Origin of the sequence: Bradyrhizobium mercantei, assembly GCF_001982635.1 — a bacterium.
In the GTDB taxonomy this organism is placed as follows: Bacteria; Pseudomonadota; Alphaproteobacteria; order Rhizobiales; family Xanthobacteraceae; genus Bradyrhizobium; species Bradyrhizobium mercantei.
Genome location: NZ_MKFI01000002.1, coordinates 36,315 through 59,779 on the forward strand (window position 1 = coordinate 36,315; position 23,465 = coordinate 59,779).

19 protein-coding genes and 1 pseudogene are annotated in these 23,465 nt (G+C 57.6%); 6 read left to right on the forward strand and 14 right to left on the reverse strand.

Annotation, left to right across the window (positions count from 1 at the left end; genetic code table 11):
* Positions 1-642 precede the first annotated feature (642 nt).
* The 4 genes from BI327_RS07865 to BI327_RS07880 all read left to right on the forward strand — a co-directional run bounded on the left by BI327_RS07865 (position 643) and on the right by BI327_RS07880 (position 6,123).
* Entirely contained in the window at positions 643-1,968 is a 1,326-nt protein-coding gene (locus BI327_RS07865) for an adenylate/guanylate cyclase domain-containing protein (RefSeq protein ID WP_076860675.1), read from the forward strand.
* 290 nt (positions 1,969-2,258) lie between these two features.
* The gene (locus BI327_RS07870; protein WP_076859385.1) at positions 2,259-2,882 is read left to right on the forward strand and encodes a recombinase family protein; all 624 of its coding nucleotides are present in this window, start codon (positions 2,259-2,261) and stop codon (positions 2,880-2,882) included.
* A gap of 489 nt (positions 2,883-3,371) precedes the next feature.
* Positions 3,372-4,499 (forward strand): hypothetical protein, encoded by a 1,128-nt coding sequence (locus BI327_RS07875; RefSeq protein WP_143271552.1) that lies wholly within the window; start codon positions 3,372-3,374, stop codon positions 4,497-4,499.
* Positions 4,500-4,782: 283 nt separating this feature from the next.
* Positions 4,783-6,123, forward strand: coding sequence for a serine hydrolase domain-containing protein (locus BI327_RS07880; RefSeq protein WP_245334745.1), 1,341 nt, complete (start codon positions 4,783-4,785; stop codon positions 6,121-6,123).
* Between the two features lie 209 nt (positions 6,124-6,332).
* On the opposite strand, the gene BI327_RS07885 is transcribed toward BI327_RS07880, so the two are convergent.
* From BI327_RS07885 to BI327_RS43505, 7 genes are all read right to left on the reverse strand, one after another.
* Positions 6,333-7,778: an amidase gene (locus BI327_RS07885; protein ID WP_083741975.1), complete on the reverse strand. Its 1,446-nt coding sequence runs from the start codon at positions 7,776-7,778 to the stop codon at positions 6,333-6,335.
* A gap of 263 nt (positions 7,779-8,041) precedes the next feature.
* A complete protein-coding gene (locus BI327_RS07890; RefSeq protein ID WP_076859389.1) occupies positions 8,042-8,674 on the reverse strand; it encodes a tyrosine-type recombinase/integrase in 633 nt (210 codons plus the stop codon).
* 145 nt (positions 8,675-8,819) lie between these two features.
* Complete coding sequence (locus BI327_RS07895) at positions 8,820-9,482, reverse strand: hypothetical protein (protein ID WP_143271553.1); 663 nt, start codon at positions 9,480-9,482, stop codon at positions 8,820-8,822.
* 212 nt (positions 9,483-9,694) lie between these two features.
* Positions 9,695-10,033 carry a hypothetical protein gene (locus BI327_RS07900; RefSeq protein WP_076859393.1) on the reverse strand — a complete coding sequence of 113 codons (339 nt, stop codon included), beginning with the start codon at positions 10,031-10,033 and terminating at the stop codon, positions 9,695-9,697.
* Between the two features lie 28 nt (positions 10,034-10,061).
* Complete coding sequence (locus BI327_RS07905) at positions 10,062-10,523, reverse strand: hypothetical protein (protein WP_076859395.1); 462 nt, start codon at positions 10,521-10,523, stop codon at positions 10,062-10,064.
* 494 nt (positions 10,524-11,017) lie between these two features.
* Positions 11,018-12,349, reverse strand: coding sequence for a hypothetical protein (locus BI327_RS07915; RefSeq protein WP_076859399.1), 1,332 nt, complete (start codon positions 12,347-12,349; stop codon positions 11,018-11,020).
* 100 nt (positions 12,350-12,449) lie between these two features.
* Positions 12,450-12,581 (reverse strand): hypothetical protein, encoded by a 132-nt coding sequence (locus BI327_RS43505; RefSeq protein ID WP_283807768.1) that lies wholly within the window; start codon positions 12,579-12,581, stop codon positions 12,450-12,452.
* 238 nt (positions 12,582-12,819) lie between these two features.
* Here BI327_RS43505 and BI327_RS07920 point away from each other — a divergent pair, with 238 nt between their 5' ends.
* Positions 12,820-14,085 (forward strand): O-antigen ligase family protein, encoded by a 1,266-nt coding sequence (locus BI327_RS07920; protein WP_083741976.1) that lies wholly within the window; start codon positions 12,820-12,822, stop codon positions 14,083-14,085.
* On the opposite strand, the gene BI327_RS07925 is transcribed toward BI327_RS07920, so the two are convergent.
* From BI327_RS07925 to BI327_RS07945, 5 genes and pseudogenes are all read right to left on the reverse strand, one after another.
* Positions 14,082-15,890: an acyltransferase family protein gene (locus tag BI327_RS07925; protein ID WP_076859403.1), complete on the reverse strand. Its 1,809-nt coding sequence runs from the start codon at positions 15,888-15,890 to the stop codon at positions 14,082-14,084. The genes BI327_RS07920 and BI327_RS07925 overlap by 4 nt on opposite strands.
* A 345-nt stretch (positions 15,891-16,235) precedes the next feature.
* Positions 16,236-16,493, reverse strand: a complete 258-nt coding sequence (locus BI327_RS07930; protein ID WP_076859405.1) for a hypothetical protein — start codon at positions 16,491-16,493, stop codon at positions 16,236-16,238.
* A gap of 401 nt (positions 16,494-16,894) precedes the next feature.
* A pseudogene (locus BI327_RS42880) lies at positions 16,895-17,562 on the reverse strand (SOS response-associated peptidase).
* Entirely contained in the window at positions 17,562-18,167 is a 606-nt protein-coding gene (locus tag BI327_RS07940) for an acyltransferase (protein ID WP_083741978.1), read from the reverse strand. Before BI327_RS07940 ends, BI327_RS42880 begins: the two are co-directional and overlap by 1 nt.
* 194 nt (positions 18,168-18,361) lie before the next feature.
* The gene (locus BI327_RS07945) at positions 18,362-18,574 is read right to left on the reverse strand and encodes a hypothetical protein (RefSeq protein ID WP_076859409.1); all 213 of its coding nucleotides are present in this window, start codon (positions 18,572-18,574) and stop codon (positions 18,362-18,364) included.
* Between the two features lie 211 nt (positions 18,575-18,785).
* On the opposite strand from BI327_RS07945, the gene BI327_RS07950 reads away from it, so the two are divergent.
* On the forward strand, positions 18,786-19,739 hold the full coding sequence (locus BI327_RS07950; protein ID WP_076859411.1) for a recombinase family protein: 954 nt from the start codon (positions 18,786-18,788) through the stop codon (positions 19,737-19,739).
* A 1,374-nt stretch (positions 19,740-21,113) separates the two neighbouring features.
* On the opposite strand, the gene BI327_RS07960 is transcribed toward BI327_RS07950, so the two are convergent.
* A complete protein-coding gene (locus BI327_RS07960; protein ID WP_076859415.1) occupies positions 21,114-22,349 on the reverse strand; it encodes a glycosyltransferase in 1,236 nt (411 codons plus the stop codon).
* Positions 22,349-23,398 carry a non-hydrolyzing UDP-N-acetylglucosamine 2-epimerase gene (gene wecB / locus BI327_RS07965; RefSeq protein WP_076859417.1) on the reverse strand — a complete coding sequence of 350 codons (1,050 nt, stop codon included), beginning with the start codon at positions 23,396-23,398 and terminating at the stop codon, positions 22,349-22,351. Before wecB ends, BI327_RS07960 begins: the two co-directional genes overlap by 1 nt.
* Positions 23,399-23,465: the final 67 nt, after the last annotated feature.

Below are 23,465 nucleotides of genomic sequence, written 5' to 3' on the forward strand. Positions count from 1 at the left end.
ACGACGCCCACTGGCGGTGCCCGTGGCGGGGCGGGCGGTCCTCAAATCTCAGGCGCGGGACACTGCTCCCCGTGCGACTACGGTATGCCTTAAGCAACCGAGTAATAGGCCCAACCTGGGAGAAACAGTCCGCGGGCACAGGATTGTCAGATGAGCGAACGCGAACTCGAGATTGCTTGTGCAATGTTCGACGCCATAGTCGTGACATCCTTTGGCTTGCTCGCCTTCGGCGCATCTTTTCTTATGTCAATGTGACGCGCGTCCGCCCCTGTTGGTCCTGGCAGGAGGGACGGATCTTGATCCAATCCGCGATCTGCTCATCGCGCGCAGGCGGATGCGCTGGAGCTTGAGGCGGGAGCGAAGCGCCGCCTCGCTGATGAGTACGACGCGGCTCAGGAGCGAGGAGAGGTCGCCCGTCATAGCGGCGGCCGCAATTTCAAGGTTTCAGATCGGAACGTTGAATCTATTGCCGCCGAGATCGGCTTGACGCGCAAGGAAATCCACGAAGCTCGCAAGATCAGAGATGCTGAGTCACACCCCCCTCGGGCATGTGGTAGGCTTTAATCGTTGACAGAGGGCCGCGCGGGAAGAGGACCCTCATTGCGAATGCAGGCTCGACGTCTGTCGATATTGGAGTCTGACATGAACGATTTCGTTATGCCGCAGACGCAATACGCGCGCAGCGGTGACATAAATATTGCTTACCAAGTGGTTGGTGACGGGCCGATTGACCTGACAATAGTGCCCGGTTCAATCTCTCACCTTGAGCTCGTTCATGAGCTGCCATTTGTGAGCGGCAATGTGCAACGATTGGGCCGCTTCGCCCGCATCATAGGATTTGATAAGCGGGGTCATGGCCTCTCCGATCGCGTGTCGGGCGTCCCCTCCTTGGAGGAGCGGATGGACGATGTGCGTGCAGTCATGGATGCGGTAGGGATCCGCAAAACGGTACTGTTGGGCTTTTCGGAAGGTTGCCCCATGAGCCTGCTATTTTCTGCAACGCACCCAGATCGCGTATCGCACCTGGTGCTCCTCGGTGGCTACATGCGAGCGGGCCACTCGATCCCCGAGAGTCAGTTCAAATCGCATGCCGACGCGGTAGTTGCGAGCTGGGGCTCGGGACAAACGATGAAGCGCGTAACGGGAATGGCGGACGCGACCAAAGATCAGCTCGCGGTGCTCGGCAAGTTCGAGCGCATGTCCTGCAGTCCCGGCGCATTCAAAGCGATCATGATGATGGACCGGCGAATCGACGTCGGATCGATTTTGCAGAACGTTAGGGTCCCAACCCTGGTGCTGCATAGCAAGGCGGACGCAGTGGTACCCGTATCAGAGGGACGGAAGCTCGGGGCCGCAATCCCCGGCGCGAGGTACATCGAATATGAGGACCTACCGCACAGCTTCATTACTGCCGATTGCGAACGAGTGCTGGACGACATCGAAGAATTCATCACCGGCCACCGGTCCGAGGCAGCGGAAGAGGTCGATCGTGTGCTGGCGACCGTCTTGTTCACCGACATCGTGAACTCCACGGGGAGAGCCAGCGAAATGGGAGATCGTCGCTGGCGCGGGTTGCTGGACTCTCACGACCGTCTGGTAGCGAATGTTGTCGAGAGGTACCGCGGAAAACTGGTGAGAAGCACCGGAGATGGAATCTTGGCCACGTTTGACGGCCCCGGCCGTGGGGTCCGCTGCGCACTTGCGCTTGGCGAAGGGGCCCGGCAACTCGGCTTGCCTCTACGCGCCGGATTGCACACGGGGGAGATCGAGGTGCGCGGCAATGATATCGGAGGAATAGCCGTACACGTCGCCGCTCGTGTAATGGCACAGTCGGGCGCCAACGAGGTGTTCGTGTCCCGCGTTGTTACCGACTTGGTTGCTGGTGCCGGACTGAGGTTTTCGGAACGCGGGTCGTTCGAACTCAAAGGCATCCCAGGCTCCTGGGATTTGTTTGCGGCGGCCCAATAGCCTTCCCAGTCGCGATCCCTGATGCACACGGCCACCGAAAGCTCGCAGGGCTGCGCTGGTCAATGGCTCCTCCCAAAGTCGCTCAGGCCATTCTGGGGCCTCTCCCGCGCCCGCTCCTGTGGCTGCTGCATCAGGTCGCTTCCGTGGCGTGCGCCTAGATCGGCGAAAACTGGTTCATTTAGGGTCTGCCTAATTCAAACCAGACTCTCGATTGGTTCAATAATATGGTTTGACAATCCAAAACAGACTTATATCATGTAGACCATCCAAAACAGACTCTGGAGGTTCGCATGTTTGTCCGGGCGTACTTGAGAGCATCGACCCAGGATCAGGACGCAAACCGCGCCCGGGATCAGTTGACGGCCTTCGCAGCTGAACGTGGCCTACACGTCGCGGCTTGGTACGTTGAAAATGAGAGCGGTACGAAACTGGCGCGGCCTGAGTTGTTTCGTCTGCTTGCCGATGCGCAGCCTGGCGACGTGCTCCTTGTCGAGCAGGTCGACCGACTGTCACGGTTGACCACTGCTGACTGGGACAAGCTTAGGGGTGAATTGAAGACACGTCAGGTGCGCGTCGTCGCGCTGGATTTGCCGACATCGTGGATGATGGCGGCCGGCAACGGTGATGAGTTCACTGCGCGCATGTTCGACGCAATTAACGGCATGCTGCTTGATATGCTCGCTGCAGTGGCCCGCAAGGATTACGACGACCGGCGCCGCCGTCAGTCGCAGGGACAAGCTAAGGCCAAGGCTGAAGGCAAGTACAAGGGGCGCCCAGAGGATGCGCAGCGCAACGCCGGCATCGCCAGTCTACTCGCGGAAGGTCGCTCCTGGAGCTTTATTCAGGACATGACGGGCTGCAGCCGCGCCACCGTTGCGAAGGTGGCCAAGCGAGCCGCGACACAGCGCCTGTAATCACAGCGCGTTCTCAGCGCGATGGGCCGCCCGTAGTGTCCCGCTCGGACGGCTTCGCGTTCAGTAGGCTCGGCCGCTTCAGAGCGGCGGCATGGCTACTGGCCCTTTGGCGAACGCGATGGCCGCGCCATCCAAATTCTAAAATTCTTCCGCGGCCTTTCGAGATTCAAACGATAGCCCGCCGGCCGCGCTGAGCTTCACGCGTTGGCGCTTGATGGCCGACCCGGGGAGGGGCCTTGGCCAGGCCGGGTGCCTCGCGCGCTCTTTACGTGCCCCAAAAATATCTAGGACCCCGAAACCGAATTTGTAAACGAAGCCGCAAGGAAGCTGCCACACGGATTGATCTCGCGAGGTGTCGCGTCGTAACGCCGCAGATCGCCGCGCCCTATCTTTTTGCGACGAAGGAAGAAGACACGTCGCGAACAAGCCGGACAGCGCATCAACGGTTACGCGCGTGACTCTCTCGATGCCGTACACAAGGCCCTGAAGATGACGCTGCAGGCGATCCCCGGTTTGTCGTACTTCGGTCCTGACCCCTGGAAGGGGTTCGGTGCAGGTGCCATGCAGGCTATGGGCGGCGCGGGCTTTGCGAACCATTTCATTGGGCGGCTGATCACATCTGACGGCGGATCACACACAATCGATACGACTGGACAATCGGCACTGGGGTTCTTCACGTTTTCGACAACGCTCGCCAATGCAGCGTCCTCGTTCTCGTTCGGTATCGCGGCAGTGGACACGACCACAGGAAGACCCGGTCGCGGTGTCAGCTCGTCCGGCACCGTCACGTTTGACGTCAAGACCGTGGTTACGGGTGGAAGTGGTATTCTGGCTACCAATGGCTTCAACAACATCACTCCGACGTCAGGCTCCAAAACGATAGCGAACGGTGATCTTGTCGCCGTATGCGCGCAACTAACGGCCAAGGGCGGTAGTGACACGGTGGTGCTCAGCGTAGGAACATCGACTGTTCAATTTCAGCGCCCCATCAACACGTATTACAACGGCACCAACTTCTTTGCCGGGTCCGCCAACATCATTCCCGGTTTCTTCTTCACTTTCAGCGACGGTGCGTTCGGCTGGCTGGAAATGTCTGACGTGGTTTCGAGCTACGCCACCCGGGCGTTCAACAGTGGCTCATCTCCGGCAAAGGAGTACGGCCAACTCTATGTTCCTCCGTTCGCCGGCAAGGTGATGGGCATCTACGCCTATGCAGCTTGGGGTAACGACTGCACGCTCAGCCTCTACAGCGATCCGCTGGGGACGCCGGTGCAGCAGAAGTCATCGCTGATCGGCGCCAATGCCGTGACCAGTACGGCGCAGGGATGGGTCATGGACATGTTCGCTTCGCCATACTCCTTCACGGCGGGTCAGCCACTCGGTGCGGTGTTTACACCCGGCGCGGTATCCATCTCTGCCGGATACAAGACGCTCGCCGACGCCAAGCACCGGATCGTGGATAATGCTGGCACGTCGGGGTACGGGATCAGCCGTGCATCGGGCGCGTTCGCTAACGCGAACTCCAGTTTAGACCACTATCTGATCGGACTGATCATCAGCGCGTATGACGACGGTGTCGGCGGTGGCACTCGGTTCTCCGCTGCGTTTGTGGGGTAGGCGATGCTGTCGAAAAAGTCTAGCGAACTGGACGCTCAACTATAGTCCCCGGCTCTTGCCAGCGTCAGCGACATTGCCGAGGTAACAACGCAGATGGTCAACGCTTGCATGCTGCGGGAGCACCCTAATCAGGCGATTCTTTCGAGTAGATCTCCTCCGTTGCCCCGCAAGCGGCACGTCTTCAGCAATAGGAATCGACTAGGGCGCGTACTCATAAATCCGGAATTGTCCGCTTCCCGGGCTAGGGCAGACATTGGTCCTCACCGGCCGGGAGCGTCTGCAAATGACCCTCAGCGGACCCTTAAGCCGGCTTCTTCCGCTGGAGCCGGCAGGACGAACTGTCACAACCCACCGGGCGCGCGAAATCTCTATCATCGGCTGTGATCGTAACGGGCTTACCGTTTTGTTAGATGAAAATTTCGAGACGTGTGACACTATCGCTTACCCGCTCTCTTGTGAGAAGGTCGCCATGTCCATTACACGCAGAAAGATACTCCAGAGTTCGTTACTTTGCGCCGCGGGAATGGTCTACGGATCAGCCCCGGCTCTTGCTCAAGAACCCGCCTTGTCGCCGACGCCGGATGAGCGCAAGAGATTGGCTCGGTTGGCCGCTGCTTTCATGGAAACCTATGAGGTTCCGGGTCTCTCGGTTGCGATCGCAATTAAGGGAAAGCCTGCCTATGTTGAGGCGTTCGGCGTCGCAGACCGAGAGGCCGGGGAAGCGTTAATGCCGCAACATCGATTTCGAATGGCGAGCATTTCGAAGCCGATCACGTCGACCGGGATTTTCACACTCATCGAAGCGGGCAAACTACAGCTCGATAGCCATGTTTTTGGACCAAATTCTATTCTGGGACATGACTATCCGACGCCGCCCGATCGCTCTGTTATCGAACAGATTACAATTGAGCATCTGCTTACTCACACCACCGGCGGTTGGGGAAACGATAGCAACGATCCGATGTTCTTGAATCAGGAAATGCACCATCGAGAACTCATTGCTTGGACGTTGAATCACATGCCTCTCACTGATCCGGTAGGGAAGTCCTTTGCGTACTCCAATTTCGGCTATTGCCTACTTGGGCGCGTCATAGAAAAGCTCACTAATCAGACGTATGAGCAGTACATCAAAGACAATATCTTAAAGCGCTGCGGCATAACCGACATGGAGATCGCCGGAAATACGCTAGAGGATCGAGCGACCAATGAGGTCAAATACTATGATCAGAATCCAGGCGATCCGTATGGAATGAACGTCGCCCGGATGGATTCTCATGGCGGTTGGATTGCGACGCCAAGCGATCTAACAATGTTCTTCAATCATATCGACGGATTCAAAGATACGGATCAGCTGCTCAAGGATGACACCCTCCGCACGATGACGACCCCTTCAGCCGCAAACCCTCGCTATGCCAAAGGCCTCTTTGTTAATCCGCAAAATAATTGGTGGCACGACGGCTCGTTGCCCGGAACGGCAACCATTTCCGTTCGAACGCATAGCGATTTCTGCTGGTCAGCATTTACCAATACTCGATCGAAATTCGGCGACATGGGCTCCGCTCTTGACCGACTTCCGTGGCATATGGTGGCTTCCGTGGCTGATTGGGCATCCATGGCGAAGTAATGCGCCACCTTCCCTGGTGAGACGCTATCTTCATTTCGGGCTGCGGATGTCTCTTGTTGGCCCTTTGCGACAAATTCCGCCTGTCGCCTCCATGTCGACTCTGAGGGGTAGACCGGACCCAACCGAGATCGGGCAAAACCGCCGCGATTGACCCATTCCAGACCTTCACGGAATGCCGGCCTCGACCAAGGCATCGCCGCTTCGCGATCCTATTGAGCAACCGAAGGGTAGCTTTGTGGAGCCCAGCGATCGGTCCAAGGGCGGGCGGCTTCGAGCTGATAGGCCAAGCCGAACAAGGTCGCCTCGGCACCGACGCGAGCGACAAAGTGCGAGCCAACAGGCAGGCCGTTGGCGCTCCAGTTCAGGGGAACGCTCATTGCTGGTGTTCCCGCCGCGTTGATCACCGGCGTAAAGTCCGAGTTGTCGACGGCTCGCTCGAACAGAATATCGAACGGCAGGTCTGTGGCGTGTTCGCCGAGACGCTTCGGCGGATGGCGCGCCACGGGCGACAGCAGCACATCGTAGGTTTCAAAAAACGCGTCCAAGGCCCAACTGGCCTGCGCCAGTTGAGCGACCGCGCCCGCGACCCGATCGGGTGAAAGCGCTGCCCCTCGCTGCGCGAGCCCCAGCGTCCACGGCTCGAAGCTCTCCGTATCGGGCTGGCATCCGATCCAAGCGCACGTCGCTTGTACCGCGCCAGCGGCCACCACCGCCCATTCATCAAGGAAGGCCTCGATCGCTCTCGGGCCGGGAAACGGCCACGTCGTCGGCTCCACATTGTGGCCTAAGCTTTCGCAAAGCCGGGCTGTAGAAAGCAGTGCATCGTCCACCTCGGTAGCGGCGATGTTTCCGCTCAGGCCCTCCCGCACAAGGCCGATGCGAAGCCGCCTGCTGACCGGATCGCGCACGAAGCCCAACGGGCCAAGCCGCGTGTCAGGGTCCTCGGTGAGGCTGAGCATGAGCGCACTGTCGCGCACGGACCGGGTAAGGACATGGTTGACGGCGATGTCGGGCAGGCCGAACGGCATGGGTGGAGAGCCGTCGCTTCGATTGCGCCCGCGGCTGGGCTTGAGGCCGAAGACGCCATTGTGGCTTGCCGGATGACGGATTGATCCGCCTCCATCGCTGGCATGCGCCATCGGCGTCATCCCGGCGGCAACCGCCGCGCCAGCACCTCCCGAAGACCCGCCGGAGGACCGCGCAAGGTCCCACGGATTGTGGGTTGGACCGAACAGTCTGGGCTCGGTCGCGTCGATCAGAGCGAACTCCGGCGTGTTTGTCCGTCCCACCGTCACCAAGCCGCTTGCCTCAAGCGCCAGTGCGTACGGGGAGCTGTTCGGCGCGATGAAGTTGGCCAACGCGCGGCATCCGAACGTGTTCGGTGCACCCGCCACCGAAAGCAGATCTTTGATCAGAAACGGAACGCCTGCGAATGCCCCAGCCAAGGCCGGGTCCGTCGTTCGCTCCCGCGCCTTGGGATAGAGTTTGTGTGTGACGGCGTTGAGCGCCGGGTTGGTGGCCTCGATCCGCGCGATCGCGGACTCGACAAGTTCAGCTGCACTGGCTTGACCGGACCGGACAAGGTTGGCTTGGGCGGTGGCGTCCATCTTGGCGAACGCATCAACGGCGCCTGGTGGGTGCTGGGTTCGCGACATGTATGGCCTCTCGGATTTTTATGATCTCTCGCTGGTCTCATTCATGGCCGGTGGAGCAACGGTATCAATGCGGGAGAGACGAGAGCAAGTTCGTTGTGGGCTCAGAACGGGCAGCTGGGTCAATAAGACAGGCGCTCATATTCGTGACGACCTCCCATGAGGAAATCTATGCGTGGATAGGTTCACCGCTCTGCTATAATAGCCGCTTGTGGCCGGAGGCGTCTGTGAGGGCAGCGCAGAGCGCGTCTGCTCTGCCCCCGAAATCAGACGTCGACTTGTTCTGCTATTGCGAGGGCATCGTCGACCTCGATGCCGAGATATCGAACGGTGCTCTCGATTTTGGTATGCCCCAGAAGGAGCTGCACGGCTCGCACGTTGCCGGTTCGGCGATAGATCAAGGTCGCCTTTGTCCGGCGAAGGGAATGCGTTCCGAACAGATGCGGATCCAATCCGATGTCGGCGAGCCAGCGGGATAGCAGGCGGGCATACTGGCGGGTCGTCATATGTTCACTCAGCCGTCGGCCAGTGAACAGGTAATCTCCTGACTTCTTGCCCGTAATCCGCAGGTAATCGTCGATTGCCTGCCGGGTCGACTCCGTCAGTTCGAATTTGACTGGCCGGCCGGTCTTCTTCTGCCGGACCGTCGCGCGGTCGGCCGAATATCCACCCGGCGCAAGGTCCTCAACTTTCAAGGCTACGACGTCGCAGCCACGCAGCTTGCTATCGATAGCGACGTTGAACATTGCCAAATCGCGCATCCGGCCTTCGACCTGGAGTTTGGTTCGGATTGACCAGACGTGCTTCGGACGGAGCGGCGGCTTTGCGCCGACAATCTTCCCCTTGTTCCAAGGAGCGTGCTTCGAGACGGCGGGGATGGTGCTTGGCGTAAGGGTCATGTTGACCTCCTCAGCTAGTGAGGCTGGTCATGTTCAGCGCGGAGAACTTCCAATCCGGCGTCCGCTTCTAGACGATTGGAGACGTACTTGCGTCCAATTCGAGCGATGGCAGGACCGATTTTGACCCGTTGCAGACATGCCGATCTCACGGAGCGGCCCCAATAAACATGTAACTGCCTATCGCGAGGTTGTTCGGAAGGTACAACCTGTTTGTATCTGGATATAAGTCGACCCATGGAAGCTTTTGACGAATGTCGATCACAAGTGGATCGCTTGTCATTTCAACGGATGCTCCGGCAAACCGCGCGGACGGACCGAGCACGGACGCGATCTCGTCTACTAATATTGTCTTTGCCGTGTGTGGGTCTTGCGGATTTGAGAACCACAAAAGGCGTGGGAGGTTGTTGAGACCGAGTTTGCGTTTGCCACGCAGACGCGTGACCGCGGGCAATCCGTCAATCGTGTCCTCAACGCCAAATGCACGAGGAACAAGCCACAGTGCTCCCCATCCCGCATTGGTGTTATGCTCGCCCCAATCGTTCGCGACCAGCGTCGCGACCACAACGCCACGCGGTCCGAGATCAACCAGAGCAGCCTGACCGCGCAATTCGGACGAAAACGACACGAGCGCTGGCATAAGGTGCGCATACCAGATCACTTCAACGACGCTCGAACCTGAATGCAGTTTGCCATCTGTCTCGATATCGATTGTTAGACGATAGCGGTAACTGTACGTTGGATACGCCCATTGATAGACCGCGACGGCAGCGACGAAGACCATTAGCGTAATAAACAAGGATCGCTTCATGAAGCACAACTTAAGGGTTTATGACGCGCAATGCACCCGATCTTTGCCGTTGCGTTAACAGAGGCTTGCTTGTTCTGTTCCCAAAGGGTGACGTCCGGTTCTGGCCCTTAGTGGACATTGCGTTCGTCCGGGTCTTATGTCCGATTTCGGAGCCTAACCGGACTTCAACTATCCTGCCGCGAGGGCCGTTTTATGAGTACACGCCCTAGGTTTCAGCTACTGACTTCGTGGCGCGTTCCCATGAAGTGGATTTCGCAATTTGCATCCTTGGGATCGCCGTCGACTAAAACCTCATCGCAAAACGTTAGGAAATGGCTTTCGTTGAACACATCCTCGTAGTCGATGCGCCCCCAAACGTAGATACGTTTTATTTTCGATACCACATCGTCAAGATCGGATACGTCGAGAGTGACGGTCGGAGATTTATAGCTGCCGGTCGGAGTGATATATTCCAAAGGTTTGTCCGGCGATGAGGTCAGGCCGCAATCGAATGCCTTCGGCATGCCATCCTTACCGAAAATTTGGGTTGCAAAAGAGCTTTTGACGTTCATCGCTGGAGTCTGTCCCCGGTTTTTCCAGTCAACGTGGAGGTGCCATTTGAGAACGTGGAGTGGGTTTTCTGCATCGGGCATTGGCGGCACGCTGCGCGTCATCGTTGAAACCAATGGCGTCAAGCGCGATCGACTGCGCCTTATCGGTCGCCGTGGAGCCGCCGATCATGCCGAGCAGTCCGCCGATGATTGGTCCGGCCGGCGCAAGGGGGCCAAGGAATGGCGCTGCCGCCGTACCTAGTGCAACGCCGGCTCCGGCACCGCCAATGCCGCCGACCGCCGGTAGCACGCCATGTGCGGCCTCACGCCCGAACGTCTTCAGTTTGCTTTCGGCTTGGGGACGTTGTGGCGCGCTGTCCGGCATGTCGTCGAACGACGGCAAGTCATCGAACATGAGGGGACGTTCAGGCTGAGGAGCCTGCTGGCCGTCCGGAATGTCATCGAACGACGGCATTTCATCGAACGATGGAAGGGTATCTTTGTCGGCCATGGCAGCGCCTCGCTGACGGGATCATTCCCGTCCGAGCGTGCGCTGAACTGTGTTTATAGGAGCTTAGTGTATTTCGAGCCCGGCGGCGTACTTTTGTCGGCCGCGATGACTTATTCAGCCTCGCTGCGTTTCTCTGTGCGGTCAGTGGAAAGCAGACGTGGAAGGGGGGCCATCTGCGGTCGCGGCCGCGGCTCTTTGTCCGATTGCACCGGTTCAAATCGCTTCTGCCGCGATCTGGCAATCAGGCCAGTCAGGACCAAGATGAGGCCTATCGCAATCATCACGAGCGAAACCATTGGGCCATTCAGCCAGGCCGAAACTAACTCGTTCACTCAAAACTCCCGCGACATGGCGTGCTCGACCTTGATCCAGCCGCGGTGGGGATGCATGGCTGGAAAAGCCGGACAGGCACCTCAGCCCGCTTTGCGGCGCGGCTTCGCCGATGTCTTCTTTGCCTTTGCGGCCTTGGCCGCCGGCGCGGACTAGAACCGCAATTATTCGGGCTGAAGCCCTTCGGTAGCTCGAGCCACCTGTATGTTGCTTGATGCAAGGTTCACGGCTTGGCTGGTTCGCTTCTGCACGACTGCTGCGGCCAAACCGAGTGCGAGCAGCAACATGTTATCTCGGCTTGTCCTTCCATAGACAGCCGACATGAGGACTTCGAAAATCAGGAAGCAATAGACGAACCTGGCGATCGGGACTGATCGGGCCAATGCAAATGCCCGGGGGCGAAGGCCAAGGACAACCAGCGCGATCATCGCCAGGCATGCCGGCCACCCGAACTCAATGGCTCCCTGAAGAAAAGAGTTGTGCACTGGGTATCCGGGCAAGCAGCTTCTCTTGTCGAAGCCGTTAAAGCCTATACCCGTAAGGCCTGCGACGGGCAGCAGATTGGCAGCTTCGGCCAAAAGACGCCGTCGGATATCGATCGAATTGTTGGTGTCTACTGCTGGACAGTCTGTGCGGGGAATCGGCGGCGGGACCACTATTGCTGGCGGGGCCGCGGAAGCCAAGAGCTGGGCGTCTTGACCGAGATCCGGCGGCGGCTCGAACGCGGGGCCCAAGTTGACCCCAACCATCTTAGAAATCTGCCCTATGTACACGGATGTTGCCGAAGACCGCATTGCCGATCCGGCAATCATCGCGATTACAGCAGCTACGATAATGATCCCGGTTTGAACTCGTTGCGTGCGGGGGCCGATAAGGAAAACCGCGCCGAGGGCGATCAACATCGCCAACAATGCAAACCGGACCATACTTGCGGTGTACACCGCTATGGGCACAAAAGCGGCGACGGCGATCCATGCGGCCTGCCGTCGTGTTAGATTCTGGCTAGCTAGCAAGGTTAGGAGGACGCAAAGCGTGGTAGCAAATTGAGTGGCGGCTGAATCGAACAAGCCGAATACCAGCGGTTTGCCGTGAAGATTTGACCATTGCTCCGTCAGCGCGGGAATAGTGACTAGCGTGCCCAGAGCCACCACAGCGATCAGCACTCCTGCAAGGACGGTGCGGTCGACGCTGAGCATGAGTCGAGCGGCAGGGTAGGCCGATAACGTTAAGAGCAGCAGTGCAAGTTCTTTGCGATTGTCATCCCATCCGTTCACTATGAACGACAAGGCAACGAAACTGATGAGGGCGAAATACACGGCGTCGGCCGCGTCCGGCTGGCAGCCTCGCCAAGGAGCGCTCAAGATCAATACTGCCGTTGTTGTCGCGAGAAGGATGGCTGTCGTGATCGAGCCGGCCCCGAGGCCGTGGGCCAGCACAAAAATTGATCCCGACGATAGCAGAATGCCCAGCCAGAACGATCGGTCAAATACGATCAATGTCCACTTGCCGCCTCTTTATGAAGCAGCATCCCTCAACAATTGCTCAGTATTTCTGAGGGTTGCCACAACGTAAGCGAGCGGGCAAGAATTAATTCAGCTAGTCCGGCACATCGCGCTTTGCCAGGAAATCCCAAATGATCGTCAGCGTGCTCCACAGGGCCGAACGCTTGAAGCGCTTGATCAGGCGTCCTGAAAGCGTCCTGTCGCTGGCTTCACTGTGGTCGTTCATGGCAGGCCGCTTTGGTTGCCGGTCTGTCGCTAGGCGTCCGAACATTGTTTTGTATTGGCAGGCAATGCAATAGGAAAATTAAGAGGTTAGGCTAAGAATCGGCGTGTTAAGCGGGGTGGCGGGACAGCCCGCGAATGTTCATAATGCCATATTGTGAAACGATTTTGGGGGCGTCTTGAATTTTGGTGCTCGAGAGAATGCCCAGACGCTAGGCAGTCTAGCCGGGAACTGCCGCGCCATGATGGATTCAAAGGCTTGGCGCATATCCCTCGATGTCTACCCAATGCTGATTGCCGTAGCGATCCCGTGGTCGACGACGGCCGTTTTGGTCTTTTGGGTGCTATGGCTCGCCGCAATTCTGCCAAAACTCGACCAGTCGTTTACAGACATACTTTGGCACCCAGTTTCGGTTTCGGCGGTGACTCTGGTCGTAGTCGCCGCTGCGGGAGTGCTCTGGTCGGCTGGCCCTTGGGGGCAGCGAATCGTAGCAATTGGGCCCACCGTAAAACTACTGTTCCTGCCCCTTCTGTTATTCCATTTTCGTCGGTCTGAACGAGCGCACTGGGTTTTCATCGGCTTTGCGGCGTCGTGCACTGTGTTGCTTGCCTATTCCTATGTGATCTTTGCGCATCCGACATGGCGCGTCATCTCAGCCCACGGCTTCGATACAACTGGGGTTCCGGTAAGGAACGCGATCGATCAGAATCAAGAATTCGCTCTCTGCGCCTTTGGCATCGCCGCAGTAGCCATCGACAAGCTTCGCCGTCATCAATGGCTTACGGCGATTGCTCTCGGCGGCTTGGTGGCACTGTTCCTCGCGAATATCGTGTTCATCGCGCTAGCCCGAACGTCATTGGCTTATGGCCTCGTACTGGCGGTCATGTTCGTGGTGAAATTCTTCTCTCGCCGCACGGCGACCGCCGCACTTTCGGTTATGGCGATCTTGATCTGTGCGGTTTGGGCGACATCGGCAAACTTGAGGGATCGTGTCGAGCACGTCGCTCTTGAATATAAGGAGTATCGGGATACGAACCGTCCGACGTCAGCCGGCCAGCGATTGCAATATTGGTCGAGCTCGGTTGAGTGGATCCGCGAAGCTCCCTTGATTGGACACGGAACCGGATCAACAAAACGCCTCTTCAATGAAGCCGCGGCGGGAAAGGAGGGGGCGTGGGGCGAGGAGATCGGTAACCCGCATAACCAGGTGCTCTACATCGCGATTGAATGGGGAGCTCTCGGGATTGTTGTCGTGTTGTGGATGTGGTTTTGCCACTTTCGATTTTTCCGCGGCGAGGGGCTGGTGGCATGGATCGGTACGGTCGTCGTCGTGCAGAACGTACTGAGTTCAATGTTGAACTCCCACCTATTCGATTTCACAGAAGGTTGGATCTACGTGCTCGGCGTTGGCATTGCCGCCGGTTCGGTGCTCCAAATGGCATCCAAACCTGAGCAAACAGCCATCGAAAATTGCCATCGAGGCGCAGAGAGAATCAAAGCGAACTAATTGATGCGAAGTTGCGGAGCGATCTTCTGAACGACGAACTCAGATCCCGCTTTTGTAAGATGGATGATGTCCCTCGCGGTCAGAGAGCCGTCTACATGCGCCAAGCATTCGTTGCCGCGGCAAAGGGCACTTCTAATCGACACGTATTCGACGCCTAAGTCTCTCGCTATGTCGTTCATGAGTTTGTCTCCCGATTCTTGATCTACGAACTGAGAGGTTCGCTCGGGTATGACTTTTCCGGTTTGCCTAAAATAGGCCACAGCGGCGTTTGGGAGGCCGCCACGCCAGACGGGGACCGGTCCCAAAATGATGATCCGAGCAACGCCGGCGGCGCGGAGGGCGTCGATCGTCGGTCTAGTTGTTTCCAGGCGATCGTTGACGTCCCAAATGGCCTCAAGAACCACGATGTTCGGTTTGATTTCTGCGATGCGACGCACGATCTCGGCATTCTTTTCCAGGCAGTATTGGCTTAATGTGTGCGCGTGAACCAAGAGAGGAGGGCAAGAGCTCACAGTGAGCTGAGCAAGCCCAAACTCAAGCGTCTCTTGCAGCTTCTTAAAACCTGGAATGAGCGCTGACGCAGTAGAATCCCCCCAAACAGCGATCAGTGGTCGCTTGTTCTCCGAACAGTTTTGGAAGTCGCCCGCTTCTCCGTCGAGCAGCATGCAATCGTGCACTCGCCAGGCATCGACGCCATTTGGCGCGTTGAGCATGGCTTGGAGTTGGCTTGGCAGGTCCGGCACTTTGACGAAGGCAGCGAACAGCCCAAGCGCTCCTACAACCGACATCGCCGCCGCGAGTTGCCAAACCCGGGATCGGCGCCGCAAAGGTCGCTCGATCGCAAAATAGGTCAATACTGCCAGAACCAGCGCCAGTACGACGGCGACAAACCCAATCGTGTCGTTGAGGGGCCGGAAAAGGTAGACTTGGAGGAGAACCAGAACTGGCCAGTGCCATAGGTAAAGCGAATAGCTGATTAGCCCAATGCCGACACAAGGCTTAAGCGATAGAAGCCGATTTATTAGCGCTCCTTCAGACATGATGATCAGTGCCGCACCGCCGACTGGAAGCGCTGCGGCCCAGCCTGGGAACTGAGTTTTTGCGTTGAAGAGAAAGAACGACCCCTCTATGGCAACGATGCCAATGACGGCCGCGATTTCTCGTACAGCCCTCGACTGCGGCGGAGTAAAAACAAGACATGCGCCGGCCATGAGTTCCCATGCGCGAGTAAACGGCAAAAAGAACGTCGCGGTAGGGTGGCTCCCGACCATTGCAATGTTGAGAGCAAAGGATGCAACTAGCCCGATGATGACCGCTATCGGTCTTCGGCGCTGAGGGAGGGCCCATAGAATCAGGGGCCAAACCAAATAGAACTGTTCTTCAATCCCAAGAGACCACAGGTGCAGCAACGGTTTCAGATGCGCGTCAATGTCAAAGTAATTGACCTCAGACAGCAGCAGCAGATTCGCAGAGAATAGCACGCTGGCGACCGCATTCCTTCCGAGCGAATGAAGTTCGTCGGGAGGCAAGAGGTGCAGACTTGCAAACACCGTTGTGGCCAGAACGGCGATCAAAGCCGGAAAGATGCGTCTAATGCGCCTTTGGTAGAATGTGGTTAGACTGAACGTCTTTGCTTGGAGATCAGACGTTACTATGCCGGTAATGAGGTATCCGGAGATGACGAAGAAGATGTCGACGCCAACGAACCCGCCGGGCAAAAACTCGGGGAAGGCGTGAAATAATACAACGGAAGAAACGGCAACTGCGCGCAATCCGTCGATATCGGGTCTATAAGCTACGCTCATGCGGGCACGCTATATCACGATCATAGGATGATCGCGCAAGCCGCTTGAACCTTAGATTTTAGGCTGACGTCCTAGGTCTACACCGGCTTTTCCCCTCTTTGGCTTCCACGCCAGTCCCCCGCTAAAGAAAGCTGATGAGAACCGAAGATCTCAGCAACGCACCGAGACATGGCGGGCTATTCGCCTCGGGCTCCTTGTGTCTCGCGACGGCGTCATTGACCTTCTGACGGTCTAGCCGATCCTCGGGAGACATCCGGGAAATAGGACGCCAGATTGCGACGTCGATCGCCAGATGCGAATTCTCCGGCTTATTCGCCCATACCCACCATGTGCCGAACGCGTCTTTCATCGCATCAACTCGAACAGTTCGAGGACATCGGCCAGCCGCAGCTTCGCGCCTTTCGGCATATGTTGAAGGAGCAGGTGCCTAGTATCCGCGGCGATCTCGTCCCGCTTGAGAGGATCGTACTCCGCTTGGAACAGCCGCATGTTGGTGGCGAACTGCCGGGCGACCTCAGGCGGGATTTCCAGCGGCTTTCGGGTGATCGGCATACCCGGAAGATAGGTATCCGGGGCTGGTTTGGCGAGTTCCGTATAGACCATTGGCCCATTGCTCTGCGCAGGCCTATTTGGGGAAGCTCACGTCACGCAGCGGCGACGCTACAACGCTTGCGGAACTACAGCACCAGCGCGGCGTAGGGGCGCTGGTGTTTTTATGAGATGGGCTGCATGAAGAAGCTGCCCCAGTGGGGAGGCCTAGATGGGTCTGCCAATTAACAAAGGTCCCGACTGGAACTCCTCGCAATACACGGCGGCCGCCGTGGGATCTTTTGCGGGATGTGTCGCGACCCAAGTGCTCCTGTACTATCACCTTATCCCACGGAATTTAGCCGTGGTGTTGGTCGCCGCTGCGATGAGCGTACCTCCCGCCATTGTGAGATGGCGGCAAAAGCGCAAACACGGCCCGTTCTACAACGAGCCCAAATAGTTCGCCAAATAGTTCGTCAGCCTCGCGGTGACGCCAAGATATCTTCCTTCGCCTCACCCCGGGCGACGATCTTCAGCACATCATCGGCCAATGGGCGTTGTAGCGCCTTCGCCTCATCTCACGGCGCTCGCATCCAGACGTCGCGTTCTTCATCGGTCGTCAGGATGACCGGCATGGCTTTGGGGTGAATCGGCTCGACAACCGCATTCGGCGCCGTTGTCAGGAAGCCATAGACCAGATGGGGCCCAGGGATCGGCTTGGACTTCGTGCCGCGATCGCCTTTGAATTCAGTCCAGATGCCGGCGAAAGCTGTCAGCGGACGATCGTCATCGATCGCAAACCAGACGACGTCCTTTTTTTGGTCTCGGGGTTTGGCTCGGGTGCGTATTCGGCGAAGCTGTTGAATGGGACCAAGCACCGGTTTTCCGGCTTCAGCCAGCCGCGCCGGTGCGGCGAGGACGTATTGCGGACGTTGGTCACCGGCGGGCCGCCCGTCCGCGGTGGCGGCATGCCCCACCGCATTAGGGTCATCTCACGCTCGTCACCAGCACCACGGATGACTGGAGCAAGATAATCGGGAAAAACGCTCGGCAGTGGGGCGAGGTTTCCGACGTATCGATTCACGACCCGGAATAGATTCAGGATCGCAGCCTGGTTAGTCGTGATGCTGTATAGGTTGCACATCACCTAAACATGTGATGTTCGGCACCGGCCGTCGAGCGCTTACTCGGCTCCTGATCCTCGCTCATGATACTTTTGCTAACAATGGTGCCGGGCGGAACGATTACCTTGCTGCCGATCTGTACACCGCGGAGGATGATTGCTCCGGCTCCGATTTGAGCGCCATCGCCGATTATCACCGGCCTTTCGGCCAACTCAATTTGCTTGGGGTGCCCGACGGTGAAAATGCTTCTGATCTGGGCATGTCGTTCAGCTGCACGCAATGGGTGTGTGTGATTGTCGAAGACGCTTACGTCGGGCCCAATCACGACGTTGTCGCCGATCTTGATTGACCCGCCAGACCATATTCGAGCGCCGGCATCGATGAAGCAGTTGCTGCCGATTTCTATATCGCCGCCGTGGGCGAAAACGAACAGCTCGCCGGCCACAAAGGTGTCGGGGCCGATCCTGATGTGCTCGCTACTTTGGCGCGCGTTTAGTATCCGAGCTCTCCAGCCTAGCCTCGCGCCTTTCCCGAGCCTGCAGGTGGGCCGACCGAGCAGGGTTTTTGTCAGGAAACCTAGGTTCGCTTGAACCATCGTGCGATATCGGCCTTGAGGAATAGCCATGTAGATTTCAGGACGACCTTCCAATAGGGCAGAATACGCGGGTCTCGTGCATGTCGCGGCATTTCTTCAGTTTGCATGCCTCCGTGCTTATCATCACAACCCACAATAGACAATGTTTGGAAATTATACGGAGGCATTCCGCAACACTATACCCACAATGTCCGGCGAATGCGTCGCGCCGTGGCCCTTTCCGGCTAAAGGGGAACGCGCCAGCCATTGTGCAGGACGGCCGCGAAGGCGGCGGTCACTATCGCAGCCAAGGCATTCCAGAACGTCGTCCCGCCGCGGGCCGCGCTCAATGAGCGGAGAAACAGAAAAGCACCAATAGCTATTCCATAGTTCTTCCGAAAATCTCCGTTCCGCTTCACCACTTCGATCAGGCTCATATTCTTCTGTTCGTCCGACATGCGCGTAGCCTCGCTCGCTCGCCCGCGCGCGTGACGCCGGGCCGGTTCAGTTGGTTCGATTTTGGGATGATTGCATTGGACCACTGAGTTGCCCGACGGCGCAAGTGATTTCTTTAAGACCGAATTTTGCGAACTTTCCATGCCGCCAGGCCGAAAATCCTACCTTCAGGCCGTGGCTGTGTTGGAGTAGGTTGGTCCCATCGGGGTGCCTATGGCCAACGCGCTTACGATAAGGAAGGATCACCTTCCACAAGGTCAGCTGGAAAGGCGAGCGGCACAGTACGTTCGCATGTCCACCGAGAGGCAGGTCTACTCAATCGCAAACCAGATGACAGTGATCGCGGCTTACGCCAGCGCGCACAATCTAGCGATCGTCGAGACTTATGCAGACGAAGGCAAGAGTGGCCTTCAGATCAAGAACCGCCCCGGTCTTCAACGGCTGATCAAAGACGTCACAACGGGCGCAGCCGATTACGGCCAGCTTCTCGTGTACGATGTTAGTCGGTGGGGGCGCTTCCAAGACTTAGACGAAAGTGCTCACTATGAATTCCTCTGCCGAGACGCAGGGGTCAAGGTTGAGTACTGCGCGGAGGGCTTCAAAAATGACTTCAGCATCGCGTCTACCCTAGGAAAGTACATCAAGCGGACACAGGCAGCCGATTTTAGTCGTGACCTATCCGTCAAGGTGCATGCCTCACACTCTAGGGTCATTCGTCAAGGGTTTTCGGTGGGGGCTCCGAGAACTTACGGCCTCAGACGCGAGCTGGTCGACCAGAAACAGCGACCGAAGATGTTTTTGCAGAAAGGCGAGGCCAAGTGTCTGCAATCCGACCGCGTGAAGATTCGGCAGGGGCCGCCCGATCAGGTCGCGATCGTCAAATGGATTTTTGCACAATGTCTCAAGGGAAAATGTGATGCGTGGATCGCGAGAGAGCTGAATCGTCGCGAAGTCGAGACCTCCACGGGGCACCCGTGGAATCCTGCGCTCGTCTATCGCATTCTCAAAAACGAAGCCTTTATCGGAAACCTCCTTTACAATCGAGTATCACGGAAGCTCAAAGGGCCAAGGGTCTTGAATCCACCCGAGCAGTGGGTCCGCGTTGAGGGGTGTATTGATCCAGTGATCAGCGTGTCCGCACGAGCGCGTCCAAAAAATTCTCGCTAACCGGCGCATCGAGATCACGGAAGCCGAAATGCTGGTTCGATTGCGCCGTACCCTTCAGAAAAGAGGACGGTTGAGCACTAATATCATCAATAGCACTGCCGGATTACCGTGCTTCCATACCTTCAAGCATCAACTGTTCATGTGCAGCCTGAAATGGTCACCGATTCCGACTTGACGCCAAACAACCGGAATAAGCTTCGTTGCCAAGTGAGTTGGTAGATCAGCGCCGGGAACCCGGAAAAGAAGAAGAGGATATGCAGGATTCGAGTTCGTGCCGAAGTGAATACTTCAGCCGGCGGAGCCGCGGACAACTCGATAGCTGTCATGGGATGCTCTCTGGAATTGGGTGCGACAACCTAAAGGAGGATCGGTTACCAACATCTGCGGTTAGTTGCATAAGGTGGCCCCATGCTGGCAACCTCGGAAACAAGCTTAAGGAAGGTTAGCGGAAGCTTGTTCCACCCAGAAGGCGTAGCTTCCGTGAACATTCTCAACCCAGGCTCTTGTGGACCACAACGGCAAGCCACCTACATTGATACCATTTCAGAGCGTGGGCGTCGTGTCCGCCGTAAAACCGCCGTGGAAGCTACAGCTTCGGTGAGTTGCTTCCTAAGTCAGTTTCGCCGTGGTTCAAGTCGATCGAAATCTAGAGCAACCACCCGTTCGCACCTCGTGTACGGCAATAGCCTGCTGAGAAGCGTCGACCTCGGCAGGGTAAGTTGCCAACTTCGCGGAGCAGTGCTTCGCAGCCGCGCGCCAACCATATCGGACTTGAGCACCAGGAGTGGATCGCCAAGGCAAGCGCCGACGGTGCCGAGCCGTTGAATGATCTGTGTCAGCTATTCCCGGCGAGGCTCGAAGCTCCACCGTAGGGTCCGAAACGCACCGAGGCATCAGCAGACAACCGCTGCAGGACAGACCGCGTCGCAAGATGACCCGTAGTCACCGCGCAAGCCACAGCTTCGAAACGTAGGGTCGCACGACGAATTTTGCGTTCAGGGACATGGCGCAGAAAGGTCGATCCGCCCGACGTCGGCCTGAGAGGGGAAGACCGTCCGTGAGATCGCAACCCGAACTGTGTCGCAGGCGATTGCGTCTCCAGGATCTGAACCTGCTCGGTAGCTTTCGAAGTCATAGTTGCATCGCGCACGAAGGCTGCATTGGGCCGACTATCAAACCGCGGCCAGTCAAGTTGCGTTGCCCGCCGATACGAGAACAGGGCTTCCAAAAATAGTGGGTCTAGCGCTGTAGAGGTCCGCTGGCTCATACCGCCGAAGGCGCTCGGTCTACTGTTCGGCCATTCCGACGGAGAGAAATTCCATTGCGGGTTGGCCGATTGGTTGATTCAAAAAAACCGGGAAACGACGATGATCTTCATGGCCCCGTTGTTTTGGAAACTGGATTGGCGAGATCTCGAACAACGGAAAGATACGTTTCCCCCTCACGCTCCCAGCACAGGTCATGGGCGGCCCGTTCCAACCCGCTTCGCCATGACGGCTCCAACTCCGTAGTCCTATCGATAGCATCGTCGATCAACTGAGCGAAGGATTCGGGAGTCTCCGTATTGCCGAGCAGACCAATATTGTAGCCCGCAACAATTCTGCGGATCTCGAGTAGGTCCGTAGAAATGATAGGAATCCGCGCCATGATGAACTCGAAGAGCTTGTTGGGCGTGCAGAGTTCTGTGTTCAGACAATTGGCTTCATAAGGAATGACACCGAAATCGGCGCCTTGTGTCATCTCCAACAACTCGGCTTGAGGGACTGCGGGGTGAAACCGCACGCGGTCGGCAAGTCCGTGGATGTGGGCTAGGCGCTGGAGTCCGGCCAGTACGGCACCGTCTCCGAGGATGACCAGCATAGCATCCTTATTTCGCACGCGGCCGAACGCGGCGATCAGCGTCTCGATATTGCGGCGAGCGGACAATCCGCCTTGATAGAGAAACACTTTTGCGGAGGCAGGAATGCCGAGAGCCTGACGAAGGCGGCTCCTATCGCGGTTGGACTGAACCTTCCGGTAGAGTTCAGCATTTTGCACGACGGTAGGTTCGGGAAGACCATGGCGTCGGGAGATTTCGCGCGCAATGGATGGGTTGACGGTTATTATCGCATCGGCCTGGCCGATTAGCCGCGTTTCCACCTTTCGCCACAGGCGCTTTTCCCAATCCGAGAACTCTTGCTCAGGGTAGAGTTCGTGGCTGTCGAGTAATATCCGGCCACCGTGGTGCCCGCGGGCAGCAATTGCGACCGGCAGCATGGGCAGGTCGTGTGCGATGTAAACACGTGCCGCAGCCCGTTCGAGTACAGGAGCGAAGAGCGTAACGAACACATGCTCGGGACTTGGAGTGGCGCGCCAGACCAGCCAGCGAAATGCCCCACGCAGCCAAGGCCATCGATCGGTAACCAGGCGATACAGGTTTAGGCCTTTGCCGCCAGCGCCGGCGGATTGGATGTCAATACGCTGTATCCAATCTGGCTCCTCCCCAAAGCCTGCATAGGCCGGCGCGAACAAGTGCACTCTCAGCCCATTTGCCATCAGGGTTCGTGCGGCAAGCAGGATTCGCCGATCAATCCGCGCGTCCATCGTGAACATGACGACGTCCACTGTCATCAGTCTGATGCTCCGACCAGCACGGCACAAATCCTGTCGGCGGCGTCGCCGTGTCCATACTCGGGAATATCACGACGGGTGGTCGAAGATGCATCCGAACCCCACAGGCGGTTCCAGCCGGCGTCCACTGTTTCAACCCATTCGGTTTCCTTTCGCATGGTGATGCAAGGCTTACGGTGGAAGTAAGCTTCCTTTTGCACCCCGCCCGAGTCAGTGAAAACGGTGGCGCAATTCTCCAGGAGTTGCGCCATGTCAAGGTATCCCACCGGAGGAATGACCATTAGGCCATCGAAAGTGAGACCAAGACGCTTGGCTGCTGCACGAGTTCTGGGATGAAGCGGCAATACGATCGGACGTTCGCGTGCGGCATTTTGTAGATACGCTAGCACCCGCGCCAGAGCCTCGCGTGTGTCGGTGTTGTCGGGCCGATGCACGGTGGCCAATGAGTACCCGCCAGGCGCAAGGTCAAGGCCCCTAAGGATGCGCGATTCGACGCGCGCGAGGCGTACCGCATCGAGAGCCGCGTCATACATAACGTCACCGACGTGGTGCACACCCGAGGCGATCCCTTCGTGCGCCAGATTGGTGAGAGCGGCGTGAGTCGGGCAGAATAGCCAAGTACTCACTCGGTCGGTCAAGATGCGGTTGATCTCTTCCGGCATCCTTCGATTAAATGACCGTACGCCGGCCTCCACGTGAGCAATGGGCAAATGAAGTTTGGAGGCGGCGAGAGCTCCAGCCAACGTAGAATTTGTATCGCCATAGAGCAGCACGATGTTGGGCTGTTCGTCGACCAGGATAGCTTCGATCTCGATGAGCATACGGCCTGTCATCTCGCCGTGTCGGCCACCGTTTATGTTCAGTTGATAATGGGGGGGCGCAATGCCGAGTTCGCGAAAGAAGACATCGGACATGTCCTCATCGAAATGCTGCCCGGTATGCAGCATGACCTCTGTGAGCCCGGGCATTCGCGCGATAGCTCGAGACACCGCTGCAGCCTTTACAAACTGGGGTCGCGCGCCGACGATCGAGACGAGTTTTTTTATCATTTATTGACCGCTTTTATAGGGTACTCCGCTTGAACGCGCTCATTACAGTGATCGCCAGATCAGCGGC